Source organism: Bacillus sp. A015 (genome assembly GCF_053851875.1).
Window position 1 is genome coordinate 152695 of record NZ_JBSPZB010000005.1, and the last position, 25170, is coordinate 177864.

The following is a 25170-nucleotide window of genomic DNA, read 5'->3' on the forward strand; positions in this document are numbered from 1 at the left end:
GAAAGGAGGAGGCCGTTATGCATTTAAAATGGGATGAGTTTTTTGTAACTGGAGACCCATTAATTCTTGGTGCGCAAATTTCTATCGCTCTTACTTCCATTGCCATCGTTTTTGTTTTAACATACTTCAAAAAGTGGAAATGGCTCTGGAAAGAATGGCTAACATCAGTTGACCATAAAAAGCTAGGGATCATGTATATCCTTGCTGCTGTGATTATGTTCTTCCGCGGTGGGGTAGACGGACTGATGATGCGCGCACAGCTGGCGCTTCCTAATAATACGTTTTTAGATTCCAACCACTATAATGAAATTTTCACGACACATGGTACGATCATGATTCTATTCATGGCGATGCCATTTTTAATTGGTTTAATCAACGTCGTTGTTCCTCTTCAAATTGGTGCACGTGACGTTGCATTCCCGTATTTGAACAACCTTAGCTTCTGGACATTCATGGTCGGAGCAATGCTGTTCAACATTTCCTTCGTTATTGGAGGATCACCAAGTGCAGGCTGGACGAGTTACATGCCGCTCGCCGGAAATGATTTCTCACCAGGACCTGGACAAAACTACTACTTGCTCGGGCTCCAAATTGCAGGTATTGGTACACTGATGACAGGTATTAACTTCATGGTGACCATCTTAAAAATGCGTACAAAAGGTATGACACTTATGCGTATGCCAATGTTTACATGGACAACATTGATTACGTCTGTCATCATCGTTTTCGCTTTCCCTGTATTAACAGTTGCTTTAGCACTTATGACATTTGATCGTTTATTCGGTTCTGCATTCTTTACACTCGAAGCAGGCGGTATGCCAATGCTTTGGGCGAACCTTTTCTGGATTTGGGGACATCCTGAGGTATATATCGTGATCCTGCCGGCTTTCGGTATTTTCTCAGAAATCTTTGCGACGTTCTCAAGAAAGCAGTTGTTTGGTTACAAAGCGATGGTTGTATCGATTGTGGCAATCTCTGTTCTGAGCTTCCTTGTGTGGGTTCACCACTTCTTTACAATGGGGAACAGTGCAGCGGTTAACTCATTCTTCTCGATTACAACAATGGCGATTTCTGTACCAACAGGTGTTAAAATCTTTAACTGGCTCTTTACGATGTATCGCGGTCGTATCAGCTTTACATCACCAATGCTTTGGGCACTTGGTTTCATCCCGAACTTCGTGATCGGTGGTGTAACTGGGGTTATGCTTGCGATGGCAGCTGCGGATTACCAGTACCATAATACGTACTTCCTTGTATCCCACTTCCACTATGTATTAATCGCAGGTACTGTATTTGCTTGTTTCGCTGGTCTCGTTTTCTGGTATCCAAAAATGTTTGGCTACAAGTTAAACGAAAGAATCGGCAAATGGTTCTTCTGGGTATTCATGATCGGATTCAATATCTGTTTCTTCCCGCAGTACTTCTTAGGACTGCAAGGAATGCCAAGACGTATTTATACGTATGGACCAGAAGATGGCTGGACTGCACTAAACTTTATTTCAACAATTGGTGCATTCATGATGGGTATCGGATTCATCATCCTTTGCTATAACATTTACTACAGCTGGAGACACGCAAAACGTGAAGTGTCTGGAGACAGCTGGGGAGAAGGACGTACACTTGACTGGGCGACATCTTCTGCAATTCCGCCGCATTATAACTTTGCAGCACTTCCAGAAGTGACAACACCAGATGCATTCCATCATTGGAAGAAAAACAATGTGGACGTTCATCCAGAAAAAGAGTTCAAGAAAATTCACATGCCGCACAATTCAGGCAGACCACTGATCATGTCTGCATTCTTCGGACTTGGTGCATTCGGTCTTGTATTTGAATGGTACTGGATTGGCGTTATCGGCTTAATCGGTGTATTCGCAACAATGATTTTACGTTCATTTGAATATGACGATGGCTACTACATTCCTGTTGAAGAAGTGATTGAAACAGAGAAAAAGAATAAGGAGGCGCAGAAGTAATGGGACATAATGATAGCAGCTATGCAAATGCACCGCTTGAATATCAGTCTGAAACCGGACGTTTAAACATCCTTGGTTTCTGGATATTCCTTGGCGCGGAAATCGTGTTATTCTCAACACTTTTTGCGACCTACTTTGTTCTTCATGGCAGAACAGCTGGCGGCGTTTTACCAGCTGAGCTATTTGATATGAAGCTTGTATTGATCATGACATTCCTGCTATTAGTGAGCTCATTTACATGTGGGATTGCCGTTCATGAAATGCGCCGTGGAAGTACAAAAGGGGTTGTCATTTGGACAATTCTTACACTGCTTCTAGGTGCAGGATTCGTTGGCTTTGAGATTTATGAGTTCTTCCATTATGTACACGAGGGTGCCAGCATCCATACAAGTGCGTATTGGTCTGCATTCTTTGTTCTTTTAGGAACTCACGGACTACACGTATCAATCGGTATCTTCTGGATTACTGGGGTCTTGTTCCAAATTAAAAAACGTGGTTTAACTCCACAAACAGCAGCGAAGATCTTTATTTCAAGTCTATATTGGCATTTCCTTGATGTTGTATGGATTTTCATCTTCACAGCTGTGTACTTGATCGGATTAGGGGGGCTTTTGTGATATGGCTGGAAAAACACATTCCTCAGCAGAGCACGATCACTTCCCTTGGAAACACGTAGTTGGTTTCATCCTATCCATCGTGCTAACAATCTTAGCATTCTGGATTGCCATTGGAGCTGAAATTGGCAGTGCCGCAAAACTATGGATTATCTTTGGTTTTGCATTCATTCAAGCATTCTTGCAGCTGTTCATGTTCATGCACATGACAGAGAGCGAGAACGGGACTGTTCAAGTCGGAAATACACTATTTGGTCTATTCTGTGCGATTATCTTCGTCATCGGATCTGTTTGGATCTTCGCGGCTCACTACAGCCACGGAGAGAACAGCAAAGACGGATATTCACCGTCTGCGCCAAAGCAGTCTGAGCATTCAGATCAATAATAAAAAACCACTCATCTATCGAAGATGAGTGGTTTTTATGATGATTGCGATAGCGCTTCCAATTGGTGGTGCGATATCTATCTGCTGCTGAATCTTTTGCGAATGAATGGAAGTCCATAGATGAGGAACGCTGCAATGTGAGCCAGAATCACGTTAATGGCAAAGAATGCGATCATGAAGGTATGTCCTGTTGGAGATAAACTGCTTGTCATGTAAAGACCGAAGAAAATCCACATAATCAAAATAGGTGGAATTGAAGCTAATGCGATTTTTCTGTTTTCTAACCATAAAAACAGGGGTGTAGCCGTTGCAATACATAGGTACGCAAAGAACATATCCATCGTATCCAACTCCTTTGTTAGTTGATGTTCAAATCAAATGAGAGGTCAGGATGCAATTGTGTCTGTTTTTAGGGAATATTGTGAACATTTTGTTACAAGTATTATACCACAATTGACTTTGAAGTAAACTCAATCATTGGGAAATGGGCCTTATTCCGTAGAAAATGGTTTTTTCCTCATTCCTCAGTACATCTTTATGCTGGCTTGATGTTTGCTTGTCATATCGCCACATAGGTCATTGAATTTTCCCCTTAACATCTGTAAAATAATCTTTTTAAAGGACTTGTGATGGGTTGAAATGAAAGAGTGGAAAGGAATTTTTTCCTATTGTTAGGATGAAAAGTATTTCATTTTTAGAAAATTGATTGGAACCTTTCGGACGTATCTTCCGTCATATTTAAGGTGAGTTGCTTTTGTGAAAATTTCAATCTAATATAAATAAGGGCTTTTATGTTTTGTAATAAGGTGGTTAGTTCATGAACAAGCAGAATACATCTCCTTACTATCAGGGAGATTTGATTTTTATATTTTTCGCGTTCTTTGCGATCAGTGTCATTTCTATATATGCGGCTGGTCAGTTTGAACAATATGGTAGTAGTGCATGGTCAAGGCAAATCATTTATTATCTTATTGGAGCAATTTGCATTGTAGCTATTAATTATTTTGACCTTGAGCAACTTGAAAAGTTGAGTATATACATCTTTTTAGGTGGGATACTTCTTTTAATTATTCTAAAACTGAGTCCAGCTCAGATTGCTGGTAAAGACTTTGCCCCTATAAAAAACGGAGCAAAAAGTTGGTTTATACTTCCGGGTATTGGAACATTTCAGCCTTCAGAGTTCATGAAAATTGGTTTGATTATGATGCTCGCATCTGTCATTGGAAAGGCAACCCCTAGAGGAAAGCGGACATTAGAAGATGATATTATTCTTCTATTAAAAATCGCTGGTGTGTCTGCTGTGCCGGTGGGACTTATCTTTATGCAGGATGCAGGTACTGCTGCAGTATGTATGTTTATTGTAATGGTAATGGTATTTTTGTCTGGTGTTAATTGGAAGATAATTTCATTAATTGGTTCTGTTGTTGTACTTTTAATAATCACGGTTCTTTCTGTAGTACTTTTATTTCCTGATTTCGCTAAAGAAAGTCTCGGTGTTAAGCAATATCAAATCAATAGAATTACTGCTTGGATCCCAGATAGCTCCGCGAATACTGAACAAACTAAAATACAAGATGCTACAAGTAGTGACAAGTTTCAGGTTGATCGGGCCATCATGGCCATTGGTGCAGGTCAAATTTTTGGGAATGGCATTAAGAACTTAAAAGTCTATGTCCCAGAAGCGCAAACAGATATGATTTTCTCGATTATAGGAGAAGCCTTTGGCTTTGTCGGCTGTGCATTTGTTGTGATCATGTTCTTCTTCCTGATCTACCGGCTTGTCGTACTGATCGACCGTATCCATCCTTATAGCCGATTTGCGTCATTTTTCTGTGTGGGATATACAGCACTCATTGTCATCCATACGTTCCAGAACATTGGGATGAACATAGGCGTGATGCCTGTAACAGGGATTCCACTCTTATTTATCAGCTTCGGGGGAAGCTCTGTTTTATCTGTTCTCATTGGATTCGGGATCGCATATAACGCAAGTGTTCAATTAACGAAATATCAAAGTTATTTATTTAAATAAATGGGTAAAGGGCAGTCTAAGCATAGGCTGTCTTTTTTGTGCGAGTTCTAATTTTTGAAAAGCAATATGACTTTGTCTTATGATAGAAGAAGTGAAGGAGGTCTTCGAATTGAACAAAACAATAGAAACCATATTAAATCATCGATCCATCCGTTCGTTTACAGACGAGCGTTTGACAAAGGAAGAGGTGCTGACACTTGTGAAAAGTGCGCAGGCCGCTTCAACATCAAGCTATGTGCAGGCGTATAGCATCATTGGTGTAACAGATCAGGAGAAGAAGGCCAAGCTTGCTGAACTGGCTGGGAATCAGCCATACGTTGAAAAGAATGGGCATTTCTTTGTCTTCTGCGCAGACCTGAAACGTCACGATTACATTGCTCAAAAAGCAGGTAAGAACCATCAGGAGGCGCTTGAAAATACGGAAGCCTTCCTCATTAGTGTGATTGATGCGGCATTGGCTGCGCAAAATGTCAGTGTAGCCGCAGAATCAATGGGACTTGGGATCTGCTATATCGGCGGACTGCGTAATCAGCTGAAAGAAGTCTCTGAATTACTTGAAACACCTTCCTATGTGCTGCCGTTATTCGGTCTAGTTGTAGGGCATCCAGCTAATCCATCTTCACAAAAGGAACGGCTGCCAGTTGAACTGATTTATCATGAAAACTCATATCAGCAAGATGAAGCCCATGTGGATCGTTATTTAAAAGAATACGATGATCGTATTTCAGCATACTATGAAGAACGAACAAACGGCGAGAGAAAAGATACTTGGTCTGAGCAGATGCTTCGGGGCTTTAGCAAGCCAAAGCGTGCCTTCCTTGGAGATTTTGTGAAAGAGAAGGGCTTTAATCGAAAATAAATAATGACATCCCCCTTTCGATTGAGAGAGGGGGATGTTTGTAAGAGGTGCAGCATCATGAAATTAAGTATACTGGATCAATCTCCTTTGATTGGAGATGCCACGCCTGCTGAAGCGCTGAGACAAACCGTTGAGCTGGCAAAGCAGGCGGAAAAGTGGGGCTATCACCGTTTTTGGGTATCAGAGCATCACTTTTCAAACCGGCTTGCAGGATCGAGCCCAGAGGTGCTTCTCGGCCATTTATCAGCCGTTACGTCACACATACGCATTGGCTCAGGCGGTGTCATGCTTCCTCACTACAGTGCGTATAAAGTAGCAGAGAACTTCAGAGTTCTCGAAGCGTTAGCTCCGGGCAGAATAGACCTTGGAATTGGGCGTGCTCCTGGGGGAATGCCGATCTCTTCCATTGCACTTCATCATGGTGAGCGAAAGCGTCTAGGTGATCAATATCCTGAGCAGGTAGAAGAATTGAAGGTTTATTTACATGATCTAGCTGATGAATTTTACCCGCTGCCTCACCTGACCGCTTCTCCGAAGGTAGAAACCGCACCAGAGGTATGGATGCTTGGTTCATCTGGAGAGAGTGCAAGGCTTGCAGCGAAAGCAGGTGCTGGCTACACGTTTGCTCTTTTTATTAATGGTGAAGGCGGAGAAGACTCTGTGGAGCAATATATCAACCGGTTCGAATCTTCAGCATTCGGTGATGAGCCGCGCGTCAGTCTTGCGGTCTTCGTTTTATGTGCAGAAACAGAGGAGCAGGCAGAGAAGCTGGCTGTCAGCCTAGATTTATCCTTACTAGCCAATGAACAGGGTCAGAATCTTGGGGGCTTTCCTTCATATGAAGATGCACAGGCTTATTCCTACAGTCCATATGAACAAAAACGAGTGGCTGCCAATCGGAAGAGGATGGTGGTTGGGACGCCATCTTCTGTGAAACAGCAGCTTACAGCACTAGCAAAGGCTTATCATACAAATGAATTGATCGCTGTGACCATCACACATCATATGCAAGATCGGCTCACATCGTATCGTTTATTAAAGGAAGCATTTGATGCATAATATGTATATTTACCGTCCACGCAGCCAGTAAAAGGGGAAAAGGAGCAAAAATAAAGGCGGCTGTCACCAGCAAACTGAGCGGATAGATACAGGAGACATAGACAGTCAGCTCGCATGCTTGATGAAAAGGACGAGGCTGTTTTGCGTGTAAAAAGGTCAAAAAACAAACCAAGATGATCGTAAGAAAAAAAGCAGTAAAAAAAGAAACGATCCATAGCAATATCAACATCAATCTCTCTTTCCTCCATACATGATAGAAAAGCCTTGATGAGCTTATCCGCTCATACAAGGCTTTTTATGTGATTCTCGTTTATTCAGGATAAATGTCGAAAGGTTCTTTCGTTTGAACGGTATCTGATTTGCCTTTCAAACTCGCATACGCAAGCATTATATATTCACCTGCTTCTAGCTTTTGGCCTTGATTGATCGTGCCGTTCCATTTCAAGCGCTGTTGCCCTTTATCAACATGTTGATAAACACCTGCTTCACCTAAATACTCTCCATCTGTCGAGTAGACGAGGAATGCGAGGTTTTCAGCACCACCAGGAAGATAGCTGCTAATGACATAGCTTCCAGCACGGTTATCCGGCTCAACTGAAACCGAAGTGACGCGCGGGTAATCAGGCTCTTTCACAATCAATAAAGTAGGGATTTCAGTGACCTTTCTGCCATTTTCGCGGATCGTGATACTGCCTTGGTACGTTCCTTTTTTGGTTTTTGCGTAATTCACTTGTACCGCAGAAGTAAATGATCCAGTGGAATTCCCTTTGACGGTGATTTTTTTCGTTCCGTTTGTACTAATGCCGGTGCCGTCGAATTTGTAATCAATGGTATAGGTTTTCGGTGCTTTTGAAAGGTTTTCTACCTTGAATTTCTTCGCTTTGATTTGAACGCCCTTTTCTTTTAAGAAAGTGCCGTAAGAATAGCTGGCATCAGAAACAATAGAAGACGCTTGGAGTGATTCGATGATTCGAACGCTGCCTGTTCCCTGTGTGTTGTGAGGGAATGGGCTGCCATTTGCGTCAAACAGTTTTTCCGCTGTATTCATGAGCAATGCTTTGATTTGTTCAGTAGAGTACGATGGTTTCGCTTGCTTAATGATCGCTGCAACCCCTGCCACATGTGGAGATGCCATGCTTGTTCCTTGCTTAGAGCCATATCCGTAAGGCTGCGAAGGATCATGTGTTGGGATCGTACTCACAATGCTGACGCCAGGCGCTGATAGATCAGGCTTAATCATCCACGTATCCACAACAGGTCCGCGAGATGAGAAGTCAGCTACTTGCTCACTGAGTTCTTTGACAAATTGAATGGAGAAAGTCGTTGTATGGTTTCCAGCCTCAATGGCTTTGACAAGCGCTGTTCCTTCAGCTTTTGAAAGCTTAATCGTAGGAAGAGCGAGACCCGGTACATCTACTGGAATTTCTCCATCGGTATTGTTATACATCACAACGCCGATTGCACCAGCGGCTTTTGCATTGTCCACTTTATCAACAAAGGCAATGGCTCCGCGTTCAATCACCGCAACCTTTCCTTTGAAATCGATGTTTTCAAATGCTTTTTCGTCACCGATACCTGCTGGGACGAGTGTGACTTGTTTTTGGTCAAGTGCTTTTAAATCACTTTCTTGATAATAGCCCATGATTTTTGCCGTAGAATAGTTCGGGAATTTCACATTGTAAAGGCTGTACGGAAGCTGAGTTGCTCCGACAGAAATGGCATCTCTTGACGTACCAGGAGAACCGACTGTCCAGCTGTTCGGACCGCTGTTTCCATTTGATGTGACAGCGACAACGCCTTCTGACATGGCCCAATCGAGTGCGATGCTCGTTGCATAGTCGGGGTTATTGACACTGTTTCCAAGAGATAGGTTCATGACATCTGCTCCGTCAGTGACAGCACGGTCAATGCCTGCAAGGACGTTCTCAGTTGTCCCGGATCCACCTGGTCCAAGTACACGGTACGCAAGAAGCGTGGCATCTTTTGCGACACCTTTGATTTGTCCATTCGCCGCAATCGTTCCTGCGACGTGTGTGCCGTGATCTGTGGATTCGCCTCTAGGGTCTCTTTTAGGCGTCTCTTGCGGAGAATAATCATGATCAACAAAATCATAGCCTTTGTATAAACCGAAGTTTCCTTTTAAATCAGGGTGGGTATAGTCTACGCCAGTATCAATGACAGCGACTTTTACCCCTTTTCCAGAATAGCCGGCATCCCATGCTTTTGGTGCACCGATAAATGGAGCGCTTTTATCCATAAGCGGGGAGACATCCTCATTGGGTAGCTGGATGCTTTCCTTTTTCACTTCATCTGTTTTATATGTAACATCCGGATAAACGGCTTTTACTCCGTCAACTGCGAGCAGCTTCGGGATTTCGTTAGCAGGAAGTTTCATAGAGAAACCAGAAAAGACTTTTTCATATTCTTGTCGAACACTCGCTTTATCTACCTCTTTGAGTGCTGCCTTCTTGACTTTTGTTCGAGATTTTTTGAGGGAGGCTTTCGTTTGTGCTTCGCCTTCTTGTTTGGCTTCAACTAAGGATTTTTCCTTTAATTCAACAATGACAGTGGTTTGTTTTCTTGAGTTGACATTGATTTCGCCGAAGATTTCTGCTTTTTCAAGTTCCATCTGTTTGTTAGATGGAGCGGCAATAGCCTGTTGACCTGAAAAGAATGTGGATAAAATAAAAATAGTGGAGAACAATAGAACAGAAGAACGAGAGATTCCTTTTTTCAATTAATTTTCCCCTTTCTAGCTGTGTATTTAGGGAGATAGCCTTTCTTTTTGTGGATAAATAGGAAAGATTCACTGCCCGTTATTAAGTATTCAATACGATGAAAACAATTCCTTTACTAAAATGGTCTTATTTTACATAGTTATAAAGAACTATTTTGTTTATAAAGTCGCACTTATGCACAATTGTCTGTTGATAACTCAAATATCCGGATACATATATGGAAAATAAAAAAAATCCATACACAAAATCTAGTGAGAGGGTGTTGATATGTGGATAAACTCTGTTGATAAGGTGTGCTTATCTTTTGGATAGTGTGTGTATAATATTTTTCTTAAAAGATCATGGAACGTGATGATCTTCTGCACTTTTCAACAAAACTTCTGAAAACTAGTTTGTTTTTTCACCCATATTGTGACAAACCTCTCTTTTTTCTCGGGATATGATAGGAGCAGTTATTTTGCTAGAGCTGCTAGATTCTAAGAAAAGCGGAGGGATGTTCAGTGAAGAAATTGAAAAGCTGGTTGAGTGTATGGTTTGGTTTCATGATGAATGTGTTTGTGAATCCTGGTGTGATGATGAAGCAGCAGCGGTTTAAAGCGGTCGCAGTGGATGTTGAGTTCTTTCAAGTAGAGAAAGAGAGACAGCGAGAGAAGCTGACAGAGAAAAATAAGAAGAAGCGCAGGGCAGAGAAACTGTTTCAGCAAAGTCTGATGATGCTTGATGAGAAGACGACGAGAGAGGCGCGTGCTGGTCCGCTTTACCTTTACAGAAGAGGTGAAACAGGGTAAAATCCCACATAAGAAACGTTATCTGGTGGGAGAGGATACCCCTTGAAGATATATAAAATATTGAATAACAATGCAGTGGTTGTAAAGGAGGGGGATCAGGAGAAAATTGTGATGGGGCCCGGAATTGCTTTTCAGAAGGGGAAAAATGACGTCGTTCCCGTTCAAAAAATAGAGAAAATATTTGTTGTGCGTGAAGAAAATGAGAAATTCAAACAAATTCTTGCGACATTGCCAGAAGCGCATATTGAGGTGGCAGAGCATATTATCAGTTATGCAGAGGGTGAACTCATGTTGCCGCTCAGTGATCATATCCACATATCACTGACGGATCATTTATCCTTCGCCATTGAACGCGTTCAAAAAGGCATTGTGCTATATAATAAATTGCTTGGTGAGATCAAAGTCTTATATAAGCAGGAATATGACATTGGAAAGTATGCCATTCGTTATGTAAAGGAGCGGCTTGGGGTTGAACTGCCGGACGATGAGGCAGGATATGTGGCGCTTCATATTCATACGGCCAAAATGAATACGGAGTCCATGAAGAAGACCGTCAAATACACAACGATGATCAAAGAAATGATCGAGCATATTGAAAGCTATTTTAATCACTCGATTGATGAGGATAGTATTTCCTATCAGCGGCTAGTGACACATTTGAGGTATGCATTAGGCAGGTTGGAATCGAATGAGGCATTTCAAATTATGGACGATGAGATGCTGATTTTTATCCAAACAAAGTATGATTCGGCATACCAGTGTGCACTTGGACTCGCTGAGTTGTTGAAAAATGAATATGGACTTCATCTCCCTAAATCGGAGATCGGCTACATCACGCTGCATGTCCAGCGTCTGCAAGATGCCGAATTGGTTTAATGGTTGTGCCTGCATGCAGGCTTTTTTTTATGCACACTACTCTTATTAGTGTATATGGGTCATTTGATTCGAAAAAATAGATTGACGCAGGACACATTCTTATACTATGATGAAAGCGTAATCAAAATTCGATATCGTGGGATTGTGACTGTTAGGCAGGCAAGACCTAAAATTTGCGTAACGATGGGACGTGTATGTCCTTTGATCGTTGGTGAATTTTAGGTCTTTTTTGCTTTAAAAAAGGAGGAGACAACATGGATTATCAAAAAACAGCGAAAGAATTAACAAAATTATTAGGTGGTAAAGAAAATGTCATCAGTGCAACGCATTGTGCCACACGGCTCAGGTTGGTGATGAAAAATGAGGATCTGATTGACAAAGAGGCCATTGAAGAGCTTGATGGTGTGAAGGGTGCCTTCTCAAGCTCAGGACAATTTCAGGTCATTTTTGGGACTGGGTCTGTCAACAAAGTATATGAGCCATTTGCTCGTGAGACCGGTCTTGAGACAGACGACGAGAAACAAAAGCCTGTCAGCCATGATGAAGCAGTGAAACAAAAAATGAATCCACTTGCCCGTTTTGCCAAGACGTTATCGAATATTTTTGTACCAATTATTCCGGCGATTGTTGCGAGCGGTTTATTAATGGGTCTTCTAGGCATGATGAAAGCATTTAAATGGGTTGATCCAAGCTCCGCGATCTTCCAAATGCTTGATATGTTCTCAAGTGCTGCCTTTATCATTTTACCGATTTTAATTGGTGTCAGTGCAGCGAAAGAGTTTGGTGGAAATCCGTACTTAGGTGCCGTCATTGGGGGAATTATGATTCACCCGAACCTGCTCAACCCATGGGGACTGACAGAGGCGAAACCAGAGTATATGCATTTATTCAATTTTGATATTGCTCTTCTTGGTTACCAAGGAACAGTCATCCCGGTTTTATTGACTGTGTATATCATGTGTCTTGTTGAAAAGAATTTAAGAAAAGTCGTGCCGAACAGTATTGATTTACTTGTGACCCCGTTTGTGACGGTGATTGTGACTGGATTTGTGACGTTTATAGCGGTTGGGCCGCTCGGAAGAATGCTCGGTACAGGAATTTCAAATGCACTGACATTTGTTTATGACCATGCAGGGTTCTTAGCAGGACTCATTTTCGGAGGTGCTTACTCTTTAATTGTGCTCACAGGGGTTCATCATAGCTTCCATGCGATTGAGGCAGGACTGCTGAATGACATTGGACGGAACTATTTGCTGCCGATCTGGGCGATGTCCAACGTAGCGCAAGGCGGGGCGGGGTTGGCTGTCTTTTTCATAGCGAAGCGTGCGAAAACAAAAGAAATCGCACTTCCAGCCGCATTTTCTGCTTTCTTAGGCATTACAGAGCCTGTGATATTCGGTGTGAACCTGCGCTATCGTAAGCCGTTTATTGCCGCAATGATCGGAGGCGCATTAGGCGGGGCATTCGTTGTCTTCACGAAGGTAGCAGCTAACGCTTATGGTTTAACAGGTATTCCGATGATTGCCATTGCAGCACCATTCGGTTTACAAAATGTGGTAAATTATGTTATTGGTATGTTAATCGCTGTTGCTGTTTCATTTATTCTCACCATCATCTTTAAAGTAAAAGAAGTCGAAAAATAATCAAGGAGTGGTCACAGTCATGACAACAATTGACGCAGCACTTCGTCAAAAAGTAGCAGACCGTATTCGAAACTATGAGCATTTGGTGAAAAAAGATGTGTACCGCCAGCATTTTCATTTGATGCCGCCAGTTGGTCTTTTAAATGACCCAAATGGATTGATTCAGTGGAAGGGGATTTACCATGTCTTTTATCAATGGCAGCCATTCAAAACGGGACATGGTGCAAAATTCTGGGGTCACTACACATCTACAGATCTAGTGAATTGGCAGCATGAAGAAGCCGCTCTTGCCCCAAGTGATTGGTTTGATCAAAATGGCTGTTATTCTGGCAGTGCCGTCATTGACGATGGAAACATGTATGTGATGTATACCGGAAATGTTCGTGATGAACAAGGGAACCGTGAGACATATCAATGTTTAGCTGTTTCAGACGATGGCATTCATTTTCAGAAAAAGGGTGTCGTGGCGACATTGCCAGAAGGATTCACCGCACATTTTCGTGATCCGAAGGTATGGAAGCGAAATGGTCAGTGGTACATGGTTCTAGGTGCACAAAGCCAAGACCTCAAAGGACATCTTGTCTTGTTCACCTCTGATACATTAGACAATTGGACATTTCAGGGCATGATTGCAGGCAGTGGAAAGAATGGATTAGAAGATTTCGGATATATGTGGGAATGTCCAGATCTGTTCGAATTAGACGGCCGTGATGTATTGATTGTGTCACCGCAAGGGTTGAAGCCTGATGGCTTAAAATATCAAAATACACATCAATCAGGCTATTTTGTTGGTACATTGGATGATAGCTCTTACCAATATACACACGGAGAATTTGAGGAGCTGGATCGAGGCTTTGACTTCTATGCGCAGCAGACCTTTCAAGACGAATCAGGCAGACGTCTTTTAATTGGATGGATGGGTGTGCCTGATCAAGGAGAAGAGCATCACCCGACGATTTCCTATCAATGGATACACTGTTTAACGATTCCGAGAGAGCTCCGCTTAGATGATGAGGGATATCTTATTCAAAAGCCAGTAACTGAGCTTCAGACCATGCGGACAAATGAACAAGAGCATGTATTTCATATTAAGCGCTCTGTTCATTCCATTCCTGTAGATGATATTACGAGCGCAGAGGTATTCATTGATCAAATTGAAACACAAAAAGGGTTTGAATGCTGTATTCGTGCGGCTGCCCGTATCTTTTATGATAAAGATGAGGGGAAACTGACATTAGAACGAGATCGATTTGAAGATCGAGCAAAGGAAATTCGTGAAGTAGAAATAGAGGAATTACAGGACCTGCATATCTTTATCGATGCATCGTCGATTGAGATTTTTGTAAACGGAGGCAGGGAAGTATTTACCTCACGTTACTTTCCTTCCCCGGGAAATAAATCAATCTCGATGAGTGGCAGAAATGAAACGAAGCTTAAACTAAAGACATGGCATTTACAAAAAGAAGCAGGTCATTGATCTGCTTTTTTCTAGTGAGATCAGCCTGTATCTTAAATCCTATAGCGCATATAAACAAGAGTTGCCTCAGGCGGTGGTGAGCGGTTTGATGACGTTTTACATATATGATAACAGGTTGAATTATGGTATCATTTTAAAATATATACAGCTGAGGCTGACGTTTATCCAAATGCGGCAGGACAAAAGGGGTTGTTTACTTGAATTCAAAACAGCAGCCGACGACTAGAAAGCGCTTGGAGACAATGGCAGATCATGTTGAAGATAAACGTGAAGAATATAAAGAATTGCTCATTCAAGTCCAATCTATTCTCGGTGAACCTTCTCTAGAGCAGGAAGAATTAAAGGAGAAGCTGTCAGATACGTATAAACAAATGAAAGAATATGCCTTATTTGTTGAATCCATTGAAGCCTTTATTCGAAAAATAGCGAAAGAATCGGATCAGCAAAAGTAGGTATTCATGTAGGGGCAAAAGAGTGTACTCGGGTGCGGGTGCGCTTTTTTTCATGGAATGAAAAAGGAAAGGTGCTGACAATTGAAGATAGAAACTTATATTTATTTGGAGGACGAGGAGAAGTTTGTAACGATCAATGATATTGAAAGCATCAAGAAATTCGTTGCTACGAAAGAAGATTTTATGGAACAGGGATTTACAAATCTAGAGGGAACAATTACATTTGATCATGGTAAAAAGGGGAAAATAGAGGATTTCGAAAATCCAGATTCTATTGAAGAGTTATGGCATTATTATAAAAATGTATTAATAGATTACATTGAAGAAGGGTATGGAAAGGTTTATTATCCGAGTTTACCCCTAGAAATACAATTAGAGAAAAAATCTGATCAAGAAATCATGTTATCACTTGAAAATCAGATATTGGTGGCGAATTTTAAGGAGTTTGTCTATCAACTGATTGAATCAGGTCGTCAATTTATCGAGTTTTTAGAGGTAATTACGGGAAGACCTGATGATAGTGATTTGAGTGACGAATTTGAGAGAATAGAAAAGGTATACAAGAGCTTATAAAATCTTCAACAAAAAACCGATTCACCCATTAAAAAGGTAAATCGGTTTTTACTGTTTTATTTGTCAAAACGATGAGCGGAATGTTTGGTTGGTCCGATATATTCATTTAGCTGGAAAGAGCCTTTGATGGCAGCAGTGATGAATTCTTTTGCTGCATAAATGGCTTCCTTCACGTCTGATCCATTCGCTAGTTCAGCTGTGACTGCCGCTGAGAATGTGCAGCCTGCGCCGTGAGTGTATTGTGTGTCGATCTTATTAGATTCAAGGCGTTCAAAGGTTTGTCCATCATAAAGCAAATCAATCGCTTTATCTTGGCTAAGCTTACCGCCTCCAGTGATGACGACATACTTTGCACCAAGTTCGTGGATGCGTTTTGCTGCTTCTTCCATTTGTTCTATCGTTTTGATTTCACCGATCCCGCTTAATTGACCTGCTTCGAAAAGGTTAGGTGTGATGACGGTTGCCAGTGGCGTGAGCTTTTCACGTAAAGCTTCAGCATGCTCTGGGTAAAGGACTTCGTTTGCACCCTTACAAACCATGACAGGATCAATGACGACATTTTTCAAATCATATGTTTTGATGGTTTCAGCTGCGAGTTCAATCACGTCGACCGTTGGGAGCATGCCTGTTTTCAGAGCATCTATTCCAATGCCTTCCACAATTGTAGAGAGCTGCGCACGAATGGTCGCCGTATCGATTGGAAACACCTGATGATCCCATGAGTTATGAGGGTCCATTGCAACGACAACTGTTAAAGCTGTCATCCCGTAGACGTTTTTCTCTTGAAACGTTTTTAAATCTGCTTGGATACCTGCACCGCCGCTTGAATCCGAGCCTGCGATGGTGAGTGCTTTATTCATAGACATAGTTGCTGAACCTCCAATGTGATGTGTAACAGTTATTGTTCTACCCCTTATTATAATCAGCTTTTCCATTTATCACAATGAAACGGCATAAAAAAGCGTCCCACTCTTTGGAACGCCTTCCTTACCTCTTACAAATCACCAATTTTCCTTTTTTTAACTCATCTAAAAGCGTTAAAGCTAATTCCTGATCAGCACCAACCGACATCATTTTGGCCATGAGCTCATCATCCCGGGTGCGAATGACATTGGCAACTTGATCTAAAATTCCTTGATCGACTGCTGTCATGCTTTTGGCATCTGTATACTCAGTTACAGTATCAGAGCGTTCTGGATCGTACGCAAAAACGAAGACGGCATCCTTTATTTTCAATGGTCTGTTTCGCTTCTTTGCTATTCTCTACCGTGATATATTCCAAAGTGATCACTCCTTTTCATCAAAAATCCCCATTTTCCCACAAGATCAAACCGCCTTTTATATCATGAGAAGAAAGCCAATTTATGTTTTAATGGAAAAAGACGAATCTATTAAAGGAGTAAGCTGAATATGAAGATTTCCTTATTAATTGTGACACATAACAGACTAAGCGCGCTGTGTGAGCTGCTTGAATCCATTTCGAGACAAACCGTACAGCCTTTTGAAATTGTAGTAGTGAATGATGCAGGGGAGCGAGTGGACATCATTCAGGAACTCTATCCTGAGCTTCCGATCCGCTTGATTCATTTAGATGAGAATGTCCAGCATGTCAATGCAAGAAATGTGGGGGTGCGGGAGCTGACAGGCGATGTCATCATGCTGAGTGACGACGATGATTACTTCACACCTTGTCATATCGAACGTATGAGCAAGGCGCTGGAAGACGCCGATTTTGTCTTTTCTGATGCAGAAATTGTTTCATTTGAAGAAAAAGGAGTTACCCGTTTTCCATTATCGAGACGTTTGTTTGCTTATACAGCGGACATTGAGGATATGCGTGTTTTTTCTACATATGTTCCTTCCGGCAGTATGTACAAACGCCACATACACGAAGAAATTGGCTGCTTTGACCCAGCCATGCATCATTATTGGGACTGGGACTTTTTCTTGCGTGTATCACAGCATGCCCGGGTCAAACGAGTACCAGCTGCCAGCGTGATCTATGCGTTTTTTGATGGCGGTGGAAATCAGTCTAGTGATCTTGGTGAAACAAGGAAGAACTACTTAAATGATTTAAGTGAAAAGCATGAACTGGGCGATCTGCCGACAGCTAACTTTGCTGTCCTACTAGAAGAACCAGCGATGAAAAAACGAGAATCAGAGAGTGAGATTGTGTGGGATGGAAAACCGATGATCTCAAGATTGGCACAGCAGACAGAAGGAGGAGAACCGCAATGAAGCCATTTTTAAATGATAGCTGGTGGGCTGTCATGAAGAGTGAATTTGAACAGCCATATTATCAGGAATTACGTGAGTGGATGAAGGAAGAATATCGCATGCAGACCGTTTTTCCGAAACCAGATGACGTTTATCGTGCCCTTCATTTGACGTCGTATGAAGAGGTCAAAGTGGTGATTTTGGGACAAGACCCTTATCATGGCCCAGGACAGGCACACGGATTAAGCTTTTCTGTTCAGCCTGGTGTCAGACAGCCGCCGTCTTTGAGAAATATTTTTCAGGAGCTAAAGGATGATCTTGGTTGTCCTGTCCCAAACCATGGCTCGCTTGTCAGCTGGGCAGAACAGGGTGTGCTGCTCTTAAACACCGTGCTAACTGTGAGAAAGGGTGAGGCGAATTCGCATAAAGGCAAGGGCTGGGAACGCGTGACAGACCGGGTGATTGATGTGCTGAATGAACGGGATCAGCCCGTCGTCTTTGTGTTATGGGGAAGACATGCCCAAAATAAGAAAGAACGCATTGATCAAAGCAAGCATTACATCATTGAATCACCTCACCCAAGTCCTTTTTCTGCAAGAAACGGCTTTTTTGGCAGCCGTCCGTTTTCTCAGGTAAACGCGTATTTAAAGCAAATGGGGATTGAAGAAATCAACTGGTGTATCAAGGATATCGAAACAAAATAGGACGAGGGGAAAGCCCCTTCGTCCTGTTTATTTTAAAAATTTACGGATCAAGTCGAGTCCGTTTTTCGCATTTGGATAACGGAAGGAAAAATCGAAGCGATTGGTCTGACGCAGGACGCTTTTTTCATGCGTAAAGGTGAAAAAGCTTTCCTTCCCATGATATCGTCCTATGCCGCTTTCTCCGACGCCTCCAAATGGCAAGTAAGGCGTGGCCACATGCATCAGTGTGTCGTTGATACAGCCTCCGCCAAATGAGAGGTTGTCTAGGACATATGCTTCTGTTTCTTTACTAGTTGTAAATAAGTAAAGGGCAAGCGGCTTCGGCCTTGCTTTGATCATTTGCGCTGCCTCGTGCAGCGAATCGAAGGTCATGACAGGCAGAATCGGTCCGAAAATTTCCTCCTGCATCACGGGATCTTCCCATGTGATGTGATCTAAAATGGTCGGTGCGATTTTGAGCTCCTGTTCATTGCGCTGTCCACCCGTGACGATTGTTCCATTTGAGAGAAATTGTGAGAGTCTGTCAAAATGACGCTGGCTGACATTTTTCCCAAAGTGCGGATTCGTTTCGGGGTGTTCACCATAAAAGTCACGGATACAGGCTGTCATTTCCCGCAAAAGGTCTTCTTTGATGGATTCATGCACGAGTAAATAGTCTGGTGCAATGCATGTTTGCCCCGCATTGGTGAATTTCCCAAAAGTGATTCGCTTCGCAGCAAGCTTGATGTCTGCATCAGGCATGACAATGCAAGGGCTTTTTCCGCCAAGCTCAAGTGTGACAGGTGTCAGATGCTTTGCGGCGGCTTCCATCACGACTTTGCCGACAGCCACACTTCCAGTAAAGAAGATATAATCAAAGGGCAGCTTCAGCAGCTCTGTACTGACATCTACACCGCCTTCTACGACTGCCGCATGATCTTCTTGAAAGACACGTTCCACCATTGTGCTGATCACTTGTGAGACATGGGGCGTCAGCTCAGACGGTTTTAAGATCACAGCATTTCCCGCAGAAATCGCGCCGACTAATGGCGAAAGGGCCAGTTGGAAAGGATAGTTCCAAGGGGCAATAATGAGAACACTTCCGTAAGGTTCCTTGATGATCATACTTTTCGATCCAATATGAGTCAGTGGTGTTTTCGTGCGGGATGGCTTTGCCCATTTATGAAGGTGCTTGATGGTATGATTGATTTCTTCATACACCATCCCAATCTCTGTTGTATAGGCTTCCTGTTCGGATTTATGTAAATCATGGGCTAAGGCCTGTAAAATATCCTTTTCAAACTGTTTGATTTCTGCTTTCAAGTCTTTAAGGATGCGGATACGTTCTTGAACCGCCGGCTTGTGAAAGACTTTTTGTTTGTTAAAAAGAGCAGAGAGCTTGTCCATTATTCAACCCTTTCATAGACGATTTTGTTCCTTTTATTATGTGTGAATCATCGATACTGGTCAAATAAGAGGTACATAAGCGCACTGATTTGAAAAAATGAACCCATTTGGTTTGTTCATTTGGTAAAATAATGTTGAAAACGAATTTTTATGATTGGAGGGTCAACCCTTGAATATCCATATATCAAGCCTGCTTCAAAAAATGGAGGAAGCGGTTCAAAAAGCGAAACAAAGTGGAAATGATGAAGAGGTGAAACGTCAAGTGGCGGCGATTTCTTCACTATGTGATGTCATTCTTGACGCGCCGTCACAGGTGCAAATGCCGCAGTCTTCGGTCATTTCACCACCTCCATCCATATCTACACCATCTGCACCGTCTGTGTCTCCGGATCAAGCCATGCTTGAGAAGCTGATGGGCACGAGTGGTGCAAAAACGTTTCAGCATAAAGAAGAGGAGCAAAAAGAGAAGGACGGAAACGGCGATTCTATTTTTGATTTTTAGTGGTCTTGTCACGACAAAGGGAAGGTGATTGGGTTGAAACTATTTTTGGGCGCCATTCAGTGGATGGCATTTTTTATCGCAGCTTCTATTGCAGTACCGATTGCGATTGCACAAGCGTTTGAATTGAATCAAGTGCAATCGGCAGAGCTGATTCAGAGTACATTCTTTTCACTTGGACTTGTGGCGATGGTGCAGTGTTTATGCGGCCATATGCTGCCGATCAATGAAAGTCCAGCAGGGCTGTGGTGGGGTGTGTATACCCTTTATGCAGGCATGACAGGGACGATCTTTGCGACGTATCCTGAAACTCTGCAAGCATTACAAGGGGCTTTAATTTTTAGTGCTGCTTTCTTTTTTATTTTTAGTTTATTTAAAATCATTAATTGGCTCGCATCTTTATTTACGCCAGTCGTCACTGGCATTTACCTGCTTTTACTTGTTGTGCAGTTAAGTCAGCCAATCATGAAAGGGCTAATGGGCATCGGCTATCGGGGAAATCAGGTGGACGGGCTTGTCTTTTGTTTATCGATCTTGATTATTGTCCTCACCTTCATGATCAGCCGCTCAAAATGGCATTACTTAAGACAGTTTTCTGTGTTATTCGCACTTGCAGGCGGGTGGCTGTTATTCGCTTTACTCGGATTGGCGAAGCCAGTTCGTATTCCTGAGCATATCATCGAGTTTCCGAAGCTGTTTCCATTCGGCATGCCGGTCTTTGACAGTGGATTGCTTGTCACGTCCCTTTTTATTACGATTTTACTCATTGTGAATATGCTGGCAAGTATTCGAATTGTAGAAAGTTCAGTGAAGGCATTTGGTGAACTGCGTGAGCGTAAAAGAGCTCGACCTGCTGGTTTTGTGGCGGCTTTTGGTCATTTACTGAGTGGGATGATCGGTGCGATTGCGCCTGTACCTATTTCGGGGGCAGCGGGATTTATACAGACAACAAAAATTCCATCGAGAAAGCCATTTTTTCTCGGAAGCCTGCTCATTGTGTTGATTAGTTTATTTCCATTATTGATGAGCTTTTTCTCCGCATTGCCGTCACCTGTGGGGCTTGCTGTGAACTTTGTGGTGTTCTCCTCTATGATTGGGATTGCGATGTCTGAATTTGATCAGTATGAAAAGGAAGAGGTTCCACGCATTCGATTTGTACTTGGGATTGCGGTTTTAGCAGGTGTAGGGGCGATGTTTGTTCCGCAGGAAGCCTTGAAAGGCATGCACCCTGTCTTGATTTCGTTATTAAGCAATGGTCTTGTTCTCGGCACACTCATTGCGATCGTTGTTGACCAAGTCTTGTTAAGAAAGAAGAAGAAATCCGACAATCTCGTGTCAGCGTAAAAGGAAAGTTGAATGTTGGATGTAACCCGCGCTATGATAAACATAATGAACGAGATAAGGAGAATGACGAATGAAACTATTTTTCATATTAGGTGCCATTAATGCCATGCTTGCTGTTGGGCTTGGAGCCTTCGGTGCACACGGTCTGGAAGGGAAAATCCCTGAAAAGTATATTGAGATATGGAATAAAGGTGTTCAATATCAGATGTTCCATGCGATTGGACTATTTATAGTGGCCTTTCTTGCAGATAAGCTGTCAGGTGTCTCTTTAGTACCGGCCGCTGGCTGGGTAATGCTTGCAGGTATCCTTTTCTTCTCGGGAAGCCTTTATGTGCTGGCATTGACTCAGGTGAAGATTCTGGGTGCCATTACCCCAATTGGCGGAGTGGCGTTTATCGCTTCTTGGATCATGCTTGTCATTGCAGCAGCAAAAAATTTATAAGTCAAAAAACCGATGCTCTGATGGGGAGCATCGGTTTTTTCTTAACTCCAGTAAGGGGTGTAGTTGGGCGGTGCTTGATAATAAGGGACGTAGTGAGAAGGAGGGACAGGATGTGTTTGGGCTTCTTCCTCTCGGTGGCAGAACGGTCCGATAAACACACTTGGTTTCACAGGCTGTGTCGCCTTCTTCCACTGCGATTCGTTCATGCAATAAGTATGTGCCATGATGTGAGATGGGGTAAGGGTAAGAAGGTCTGAGCCTAGGATCACTTCTGGCGTAGGTGCGTTAAAAATGGCTAACAAATGAGTTCTGTCCTGTAAGGCGACTTCATAGTGCCACCAGCCTTGAGGCACGTTTGCCACCTGCCCAGGGGTGATGGTATAGGTGTGCAGCTTTTTTGTAAATGGATTCAGCATGGATACAGCAGCAGAACCGGTTATACAGTAAACAAGCTCTGCGGCATTTTGATGATAATGAGGCTCTACTACTTTGCTTTTACTCAAATATATATCAAGCAGGGATACTTGATCCAGCGAGTTTAATTGTTTTTTTCCTAAAACATTTATCAGGTTATGCTGATCATATTTGACGAGGGGGCTTTGATTCAGATCGAATGAATATTTGACATTTGGTGAAGTATAATCCAGCTCAACAGTCATTGATGTCACCTCTAGGCTTTTGATAAAAACTACTAGGCATCTTATGAGCGGCGCCCGAAAAGTGTGTCAAAAACCTAGTCAAAAGCAAAAAGCAAGGACGTCTGCACCTTGCTTTTTGCTTGAAGTTATCTTGGAGAATACGTTGACATAGAGTATGGATAGTCATATTGAATTTCCCCATCAAACGTAATGTAATCAAGGTAGATCGTTAACAGTAAGTATCGTGTCCCTGTCTTGTTATCACTAATGATAATGTGGTCACGTCCTGCGGCTTCAATGACCCCTCTAAAAATCTTCGAATTCCATTCCTTACTCGCCTCAAACGTCATATAAATCGTGGCGACCTTGCCGCGGTTCAATCGTAAAATATTTTCAATATAGGACTGCTCAATTGGCAGCTGACCTGGGACATTCTGCTGATAAATCGGTCCAGAAGGAATTTGATATGGCTGTCCGCCGCTCTGCGCGCCTTGGCCTCCTTGTGAAGTACCAGTAGATGGCATTGGCGAATAACCCTGCTGCATTTGACCCTGCATTTGACCCTGCGTTTGGGGAGGGACTGAATAACCCATCTGCTGCGCAGGATACGGATTTGCTCCATATTGTTGCTGGCGAAAATCTTGACCTTCGAAACCCGAACCTTGCCCAAATTGATTTTTCAATTTCATAACGTTCCTCCTCTTTCCTCATGGTGTTCTAAACAGAAGGCGTTTAAGCGCCTGTTGTTTCCATTAGCAATCTTTCTCTCTTTCACACTATGAGACAGGAGGGGAGAATATGTACATTGAACGAAAAAAAGGAACAGCTTGGCGCAGTTCCTTTTACATCATCCAGTTAACAGCCCGCTGGACATCAAATACAAGTGTCATGATGAGAAAAAATGCGGCCATCGGTGTGATGACGACAATGAAGGCTTGCCATAATTTTAGCTTCATCACAGCGACAATGCCTAAAACAGCCATTCCAAATATCCATGTCTTTGCATATGCTTCGGCAAGTGGCAATAGATCGAGATAATACCAGACTTCATAATGCTGATCTAAATAGGGAGAGATCTTAACAAATGTATACGGACCAAGCATCCCCACAGTGAAAACCCAAGTAAGGGCAAATAAAGCAGAAGGAAAAAAGACCGTCAGCGTGTAGGCCTTGAGCACATCTCGATAAGGCGTTTTATTGCCAAAAAAGAGCCGTCCTAACCACTGTAAAATGAGTGCACCGAAAAATAGAATGAGATTGCCTGCTAAAATACCAAAACCCGCCCCATGTAACAGAATAAAAGGGAATGTAATATGATTGCCCATATACTCACTAAAATACCCTTCGTAGATCCAGCTCGTACCAGCGATACTTGCAAGGAGCATCATCAGCCAAATTGGAATAGAGGAGTGTTGGTATGAGCGAATAATCGTTTTTGTCGCAACGAAAATTTTAAAAAATCGAAAAAATCCTTTTGCTTCCTCTTCTTGGGAGAGATCACTCTTCATAGCTTTCAATGTTCTTTACTCCTTTAATACACACAAATGATTACTTATATTACCAAAAATTTCACGTTTTTCAAAGATAGATCAATAAAAAAGTACAATTTTATAAAAAATAGGTCATTCTACAGTCTTTTGAGATGGAGACACATATGATAAACCATATTTTAAAAGAGACCGAGGTGAAAAAAATTTGACAAAAGTAACTGTCATTATGACGAGCTACAACAAGGCGGATTACGTTGGCAGATCGATTGAAGCGATATTAAACCAGACTTTGTCAGACCTTGAACTTTTTATCATGGATGATGGATCAAACGGAAAAACCCTGGCTGCTATTGAGCCTTTTCGCAAAGATCCGCGCGTCCATTTTATCCAAAGCGGTGCCAAAACGCTGAAAGAACGAACAGCGAAAACCCGCTATGCCGTACTCATTAATCAAGCGCTAGAACAGGCGAAGGGTGAATATATTTCTTATGCGACAGATGACAATGTGTATGCGCCAGATCGCTTGGAAAAGCTCACGGGTTATTTGGATGCCAGTCCGAGAGCAAATATTGTCTATTCTGGTTCTAAAGTGATCTATTTAAATAGCAAAAAAGAGCCAGTGAAGGAAATCATACGGCCTGCGCAAATTGTGCAATGGAATGCACCGTGTGCCATTGATCATTGTTCAATTGTTCATCGTGCATCCATTTTAAAAAGAATTCATACTGAATATGGATCTTACTGGGATGAGAATCCACGGTACTATTGTATAGGAGATGCGAGGTTCTTTTTTAGATTAAATCATTTCTATCCGTTCTACCCCTATAACGAAGTACTGGATACGAATTACATCACAGAACAGTCAATTCATTATCAATTAGCAGATAAAGCAAAAAGCGACTTTATTAAAGCACTTCCCCCGCAGTCTAGCTGCTGGGAGCTCCGTCGTGTATTAAAAAAGAGATATGGGAGGTAACC

Annotated in this window: 26 protein-coding genes; 18 read left to right on the forward strand and 8 right to left on the reverse strand. The window is 42.4% G+C overall.

Annotated features, from left to right (window positions below; translation table 11 throughout):
• Positions 1–17: 17 nt before the first annotated feature.
• The 3 genes from qoxB to qoxD are packed head-to-tail and all read left to right on the forward strand — an operon-like array spanning position 18 to position 2975.
• Positions 18–1976, forward strand: a complete 1959-nt coding sequence (gene qoxB / locus ACSLGF_RS06550; protein ID WP_034321971.1) for a cytochrome aa3 quinol oxidase subunit I — start codon at positions 18–20, stop codon at positions 1974–1976.
• The gene (gene qoxC, locus ACSLGF_RS06555; protein ID WP_099682291.1) at positions 1976–2593 is read left to right on the forward strand and encodes a cytochrome aa3 quinol oxidase subunit III; all 618 of its coding nucleotides are present in this window, start codon (positions 1976–1978) and stop codon (positions 2591–2593) included. The genes qoxB and qoxC overlap by 1 nt, the downstream gene beginning before the upstream one ends.
• Before the next feature lies 1 nt (position 2594).
• A complete protein-coding gene (gene qoxD, locus ACSLGF_RS06560; RefSeq protein WP_099728024.1) occupies positions 2595–2975 on the forward strand; it encodes a cytochrome aa3 quinol oxidase subunit IV in 381 nt (126 codons plus the stop codon).
• 77 nt (positions 2976–3052) lie between these two features.
• On the opposite strand, the gene ACSLGF_RS06565 is transcribed toward qoxD, so the two are convergent.
• Positions 3053–3316 carry a spore morphogenesis/germination protein YwcE gene (locus tag ACSLGF_RS06565; RefSeq protein WP_034321979.1) on the reverse strand — a complete coding sequence of 88 codons (264 nt, stop codon included), beginning with the start codon at positions 3314–3316 and terminating at the stop codon, positions 3053–3055.
• A gap of 476 nt (positions 3317–3792) precedes the next feature.
• Here ACSLGF_RS06565 and ACSLGF_RS06570 point away from each other — a divergent pair, with 476 nt between their 5' ends.
• From ACSLGF_RS06570 to ACSLGF_RS06580, 3 genes are all read left to right on the forward strand, one after another.
• Entirely contained in the window at positions 3793–5007 is a 1215-nt protein-coding gene (locus ACSLGF_RS06570; protein WP_456003580.1) for an FtsW/RodA/SpoVE family cell cycle protein, read from the forward strand.
• A gap of 109 nt (positions 5008–5116) precedes the next feature.
• Entirely contained in the window at positions 5117–5866 is a 750-nt protein-coding gene (gene nfsA, locus ACSLGF_RS06575; protein WP_456003582.1) for an oxygen-insensitive NADPH nitroreductase, read from the forward strand.
• 54 nt (positions 5867–5920) lie between these two features.
• The gene (locus ACSLGF_RS06580) at positions 5921–6925 is read left to right on the forward strand and encodes an LLM class flavin-dependent oxidoreductase (RefSeq protein ID WP_456003770.1); all 1005 of its coding nucleotides are present in this window, start codon (positions 5921–5923) and stop codon (positions 6923–6925) included.
• Positions 6926–7235: 310 nt separating this feature from the next.
• Here the strand turns inward: ACSLGF_RS06580 and ACSLGF_RS06585 are convergent, their stop codons facing one another.
• Positions 7236–9662 (reverse strand): S8 family serine peptidase, encoded by a 2427-nt coding sequence (locus tag ACSLGF_RS06585; protein WP_456003584.1) that lies wholly within the window; start codon positions 9660–9662, stop codon positions 7236–7238.
• 501 nt (positions 9663–10163) lie between these two features.
• On the opposite strand from ACSLGF_RS06585, the gene ACSLGF_RS06590 reads away from it, so the two are divergent.
• The 6 genes from ACSLGF_RS06590 (at position 10164) to ACSLGF_RS06615 (ending at position 15472) form a co-directional block, all read left to right on the forward strand.
• Positions 10164–10451 carry a hypothetical protein gene (locus ACSLGF_RS06590; protein ID WP_456003587.1) on the forward strand — a complete coding sequence of 96 codons (288 nt, stop codon included), beginning with the start codon at positions 10164–10166 and terminating at the stop codon, positions 10449–10451.
• Positions 10452–10493: 42 nt separating this feature from the next.
• Positions 10494–11327, forward strand: a complete 834-nt coding sequence (locus ACSLGF_RS06595; RefSeq protein WP_456003589.1) for a PRD domain-containing protein — start codon at positions 10494–10496, stop codon at positions 11325–11327.
• 254 nt (positions 11328–11581) lie between these two features.
• The gene (locus tag ACSLGF_RS06600) at positions 11582–12970 is read left to right on the forward strand and encodes a sucrose-specific PTS transporter subunit IIBC (protein ID WP_456003592.1); all 1389 of its coding nucleotides are present in this window, start codon (positions 11582–11584) and stop codon (positions 12968–12970) included.
• 19 nt (positions 12971–12989) lie between these two features.
• Positions 12990–14447, forward strand: coding sequence for a sucrose-6-phosphate hydrolase (locus ACSLGF_RS06605; protein WP_456003595.1), 1458 nt, complete (start codon positions 12990–12992; stop codon positions 14445–14447).
• Positions 14448–14644: 197 nt separating this feature from the next.
• Positions 14645–14899: a hypothetical protein gene (locus ACSLGF_RS06610; protein ID WP_099728014.1), complete on the forward strand. Its 255-nt coding sequence runs from the start codon at positions 14645–14647 to the stop codon at positions 14897–14899.
• Between the two features lie 81 nt (positions 14900–14980).
• A complete protein-coding gene (locus ACSLGF_RS06615) occupies positions 14981–15472 on the forward strand; it encodes a hypothetical protein (protein WP_456003598.1) in 492 nt (163 codons plus the stop codon).
• A 56-nt stretch (positions 15473–15528) separates the two neighbouring features.
• On the opposite strand, the gene ACSLGF_RS06620 is transcribed toward ACSLGF_RS06615, so the two are convergent.
• Together ACSLGF_RS06620 and ACSLGF_RS06625 are read right to left on the reverse strand one after the other, a co-directional pair.
• Positions 15529–16338 carry a bifunctional hydroxymethylpyrimidine kinase/phosphomethylpyrimidine kinase gene (locus ACSLGF_RS06620; RefSeq protein ID WP_456003601.1) on the reverse strand — a complete coding sequence of 270 codons (810 nt, stop codon included), beginning with the start codon at positions 16336–16338 and terminating at the stop codon, positions 15529–15531.
• A gap of 121 nt (positions 16339–16459) precedes the next feature.
• The gene (locus ACSLGF_RS06625) at positions 16460–16708 is read right to left on the reverse strand and encodes a general stress protein (protein WP_456003604.1); all 249 of its coding nucleotides are present in this window, start codon (positions 16706–16708) and stop codon (positions 16460–16462) included.
• A gap of 174 nt (positions 16709–16882) precedes the next feature.
• On the opposite strand from ACSLGF_RS06625, the gene ACSLGF_RS06630 reads away from it, so the two are divergent.
• Positions 16883–17710 (forward strand): glycosyltransferase family 2 protein, encoded by an 828-nt coding sequence (locus ACSLGF_RS06630; protein ID WP_456003607.1) that lies wholly within the window; start codon positions 16883–16885, stop codon positions 17708–17710.
• Entirely contained in the window at positions 17707–18393 is a 687-nt protein-coding gene (locus ACSLGF_RS06635) for a uracil-DNA glycosylase (protein ID WP_456003610.1), read from the forward strand. The genes ACSLGF_RS06630 and ACSLGF_RS06635 overlap by 4 nt, the downstream gene beginning before the upstream one ends.
• Before the next feature lie 27 nt (positions 18394–18420).
• Here the strand turns inward: ACSLGF_RS06635 and ACSLGF_RS06640 are convergent, their stop codons facing one another.
• The gene (locus tag ACSLGF_RS06640; RefSeq protein WP_456003613.1) at positions 18421–19779 is read right to left on the reverse strand and encodes an aldehyde dehydrogenase; all 1359 of its coding nucleotides are present in this window, start codon (positions 19777–19779) and stop codon (positions 18421–18423) included.
• Positions 19780–19948: 169 nt separating this feature from the next.
• On the opposite strand from ACSLGF_RS06640, the gene ACSLGF_RS06645 reads away from it, so the two are divergent.
• From ACSLGF_RS06645 to ACSLGF_RS06655, 3 genes are all read left to right on the forward strand, one after another.
• Positions 19949–20281, forward strand: coding sequence for a YwdI family protein (locus ACSLGF_RS06645; protein ID WP_456003616.1), 333 nt, complete (start codon positions 19949–19951; stop codon positions 20279–20281).
• A gap of 33 nt (positions 20282–20314) precedes the next feature.
• Positions 20315–21622 (forward strand): purine/pyrimidine permease, encoded by a 1308-nt coding sequence (locus ACSLGF_RS06650; RefSeq protein ID WP_456003619.1) that lies wholly within the window; start codon positions 20315–20317, stop codon positions 21620–21622.
• A gap of 70 nt (positions 21623–21692) precedes the next feature.
• On the forward strand, positions 21693–22064 hold the full coding sequence (locus ACSLGF_RS06655; protein ID WP_034621882.1) for a DUF423 domain-containing protein: 372 nt from the start codon (positions 21693–21695) through the stop codon (positions 22062–22064).
• 41 nt (positions 22065–22105) lie between these two features.
• On the opposite strand, the gene ACSLGF_RS06660 is transcribed toward ACSLGF_RS06655, so the two are convergent.
• The 3 genes from ACSLGF_RS06660 to ACSLGF_RS06670 form a co-directional block, all read right to left on the reverse strand.
• Positions 22106–22723 (reverse strand): cupin domain-containing protein, encoded by a 618-nt coding sequence (locus tag ACSLGF_RS06660; RefSeq protein ID WP_456003622.1) that lies wholly within the window; start codon positions 22721–22723, stop codon positions 22106–22108.
• Between the two features lie 125 nt (positions 22724–22848).
• Positions 22849–23391 carry a spore coat protein GerQ gene (gerQ, locus tag ACSLGF_RS06665; RefSeq protein WP_456003624.1) on the reverse strand — a complete coding sequence of 181 codons (543 nt, stop codon included), beginning with the start codon at positions 23389–23391 and terminating at the stop codon, positions 22849–22851.
• Between the two features lie 153 nt (positions 23392–23544).
• The gene (locus ACSLGF_RS06670; protein ID WP_456003627.1) at positions 23545–24219 is read right to left on the reverse strand and encodes a YIP1 family protein; all 675 of its coding nucleotides are present in this window, start codon (positions 24217–24219) and stop codon (positions 23545–23547) included.
• A gap of 178 nt (positions 24220–24397) precedes the next feature.
• Between ACSLGF_RS06670 and ACSLGF_RS06675 the strand changes: the two genes are divergently transcribed.
• Positions 24398–25168, forward strand: a complete 771-nt coding sequence (locus ACSLGF_RS06675; RefSeq protein WP_456003630.1) for a glycosyltransferase family 2 protein — start codon at positions 24398–24400, stop codon at positions 25166–25168.
• Positions 25169–25170 lie beyond the last annotated feature (2 nt).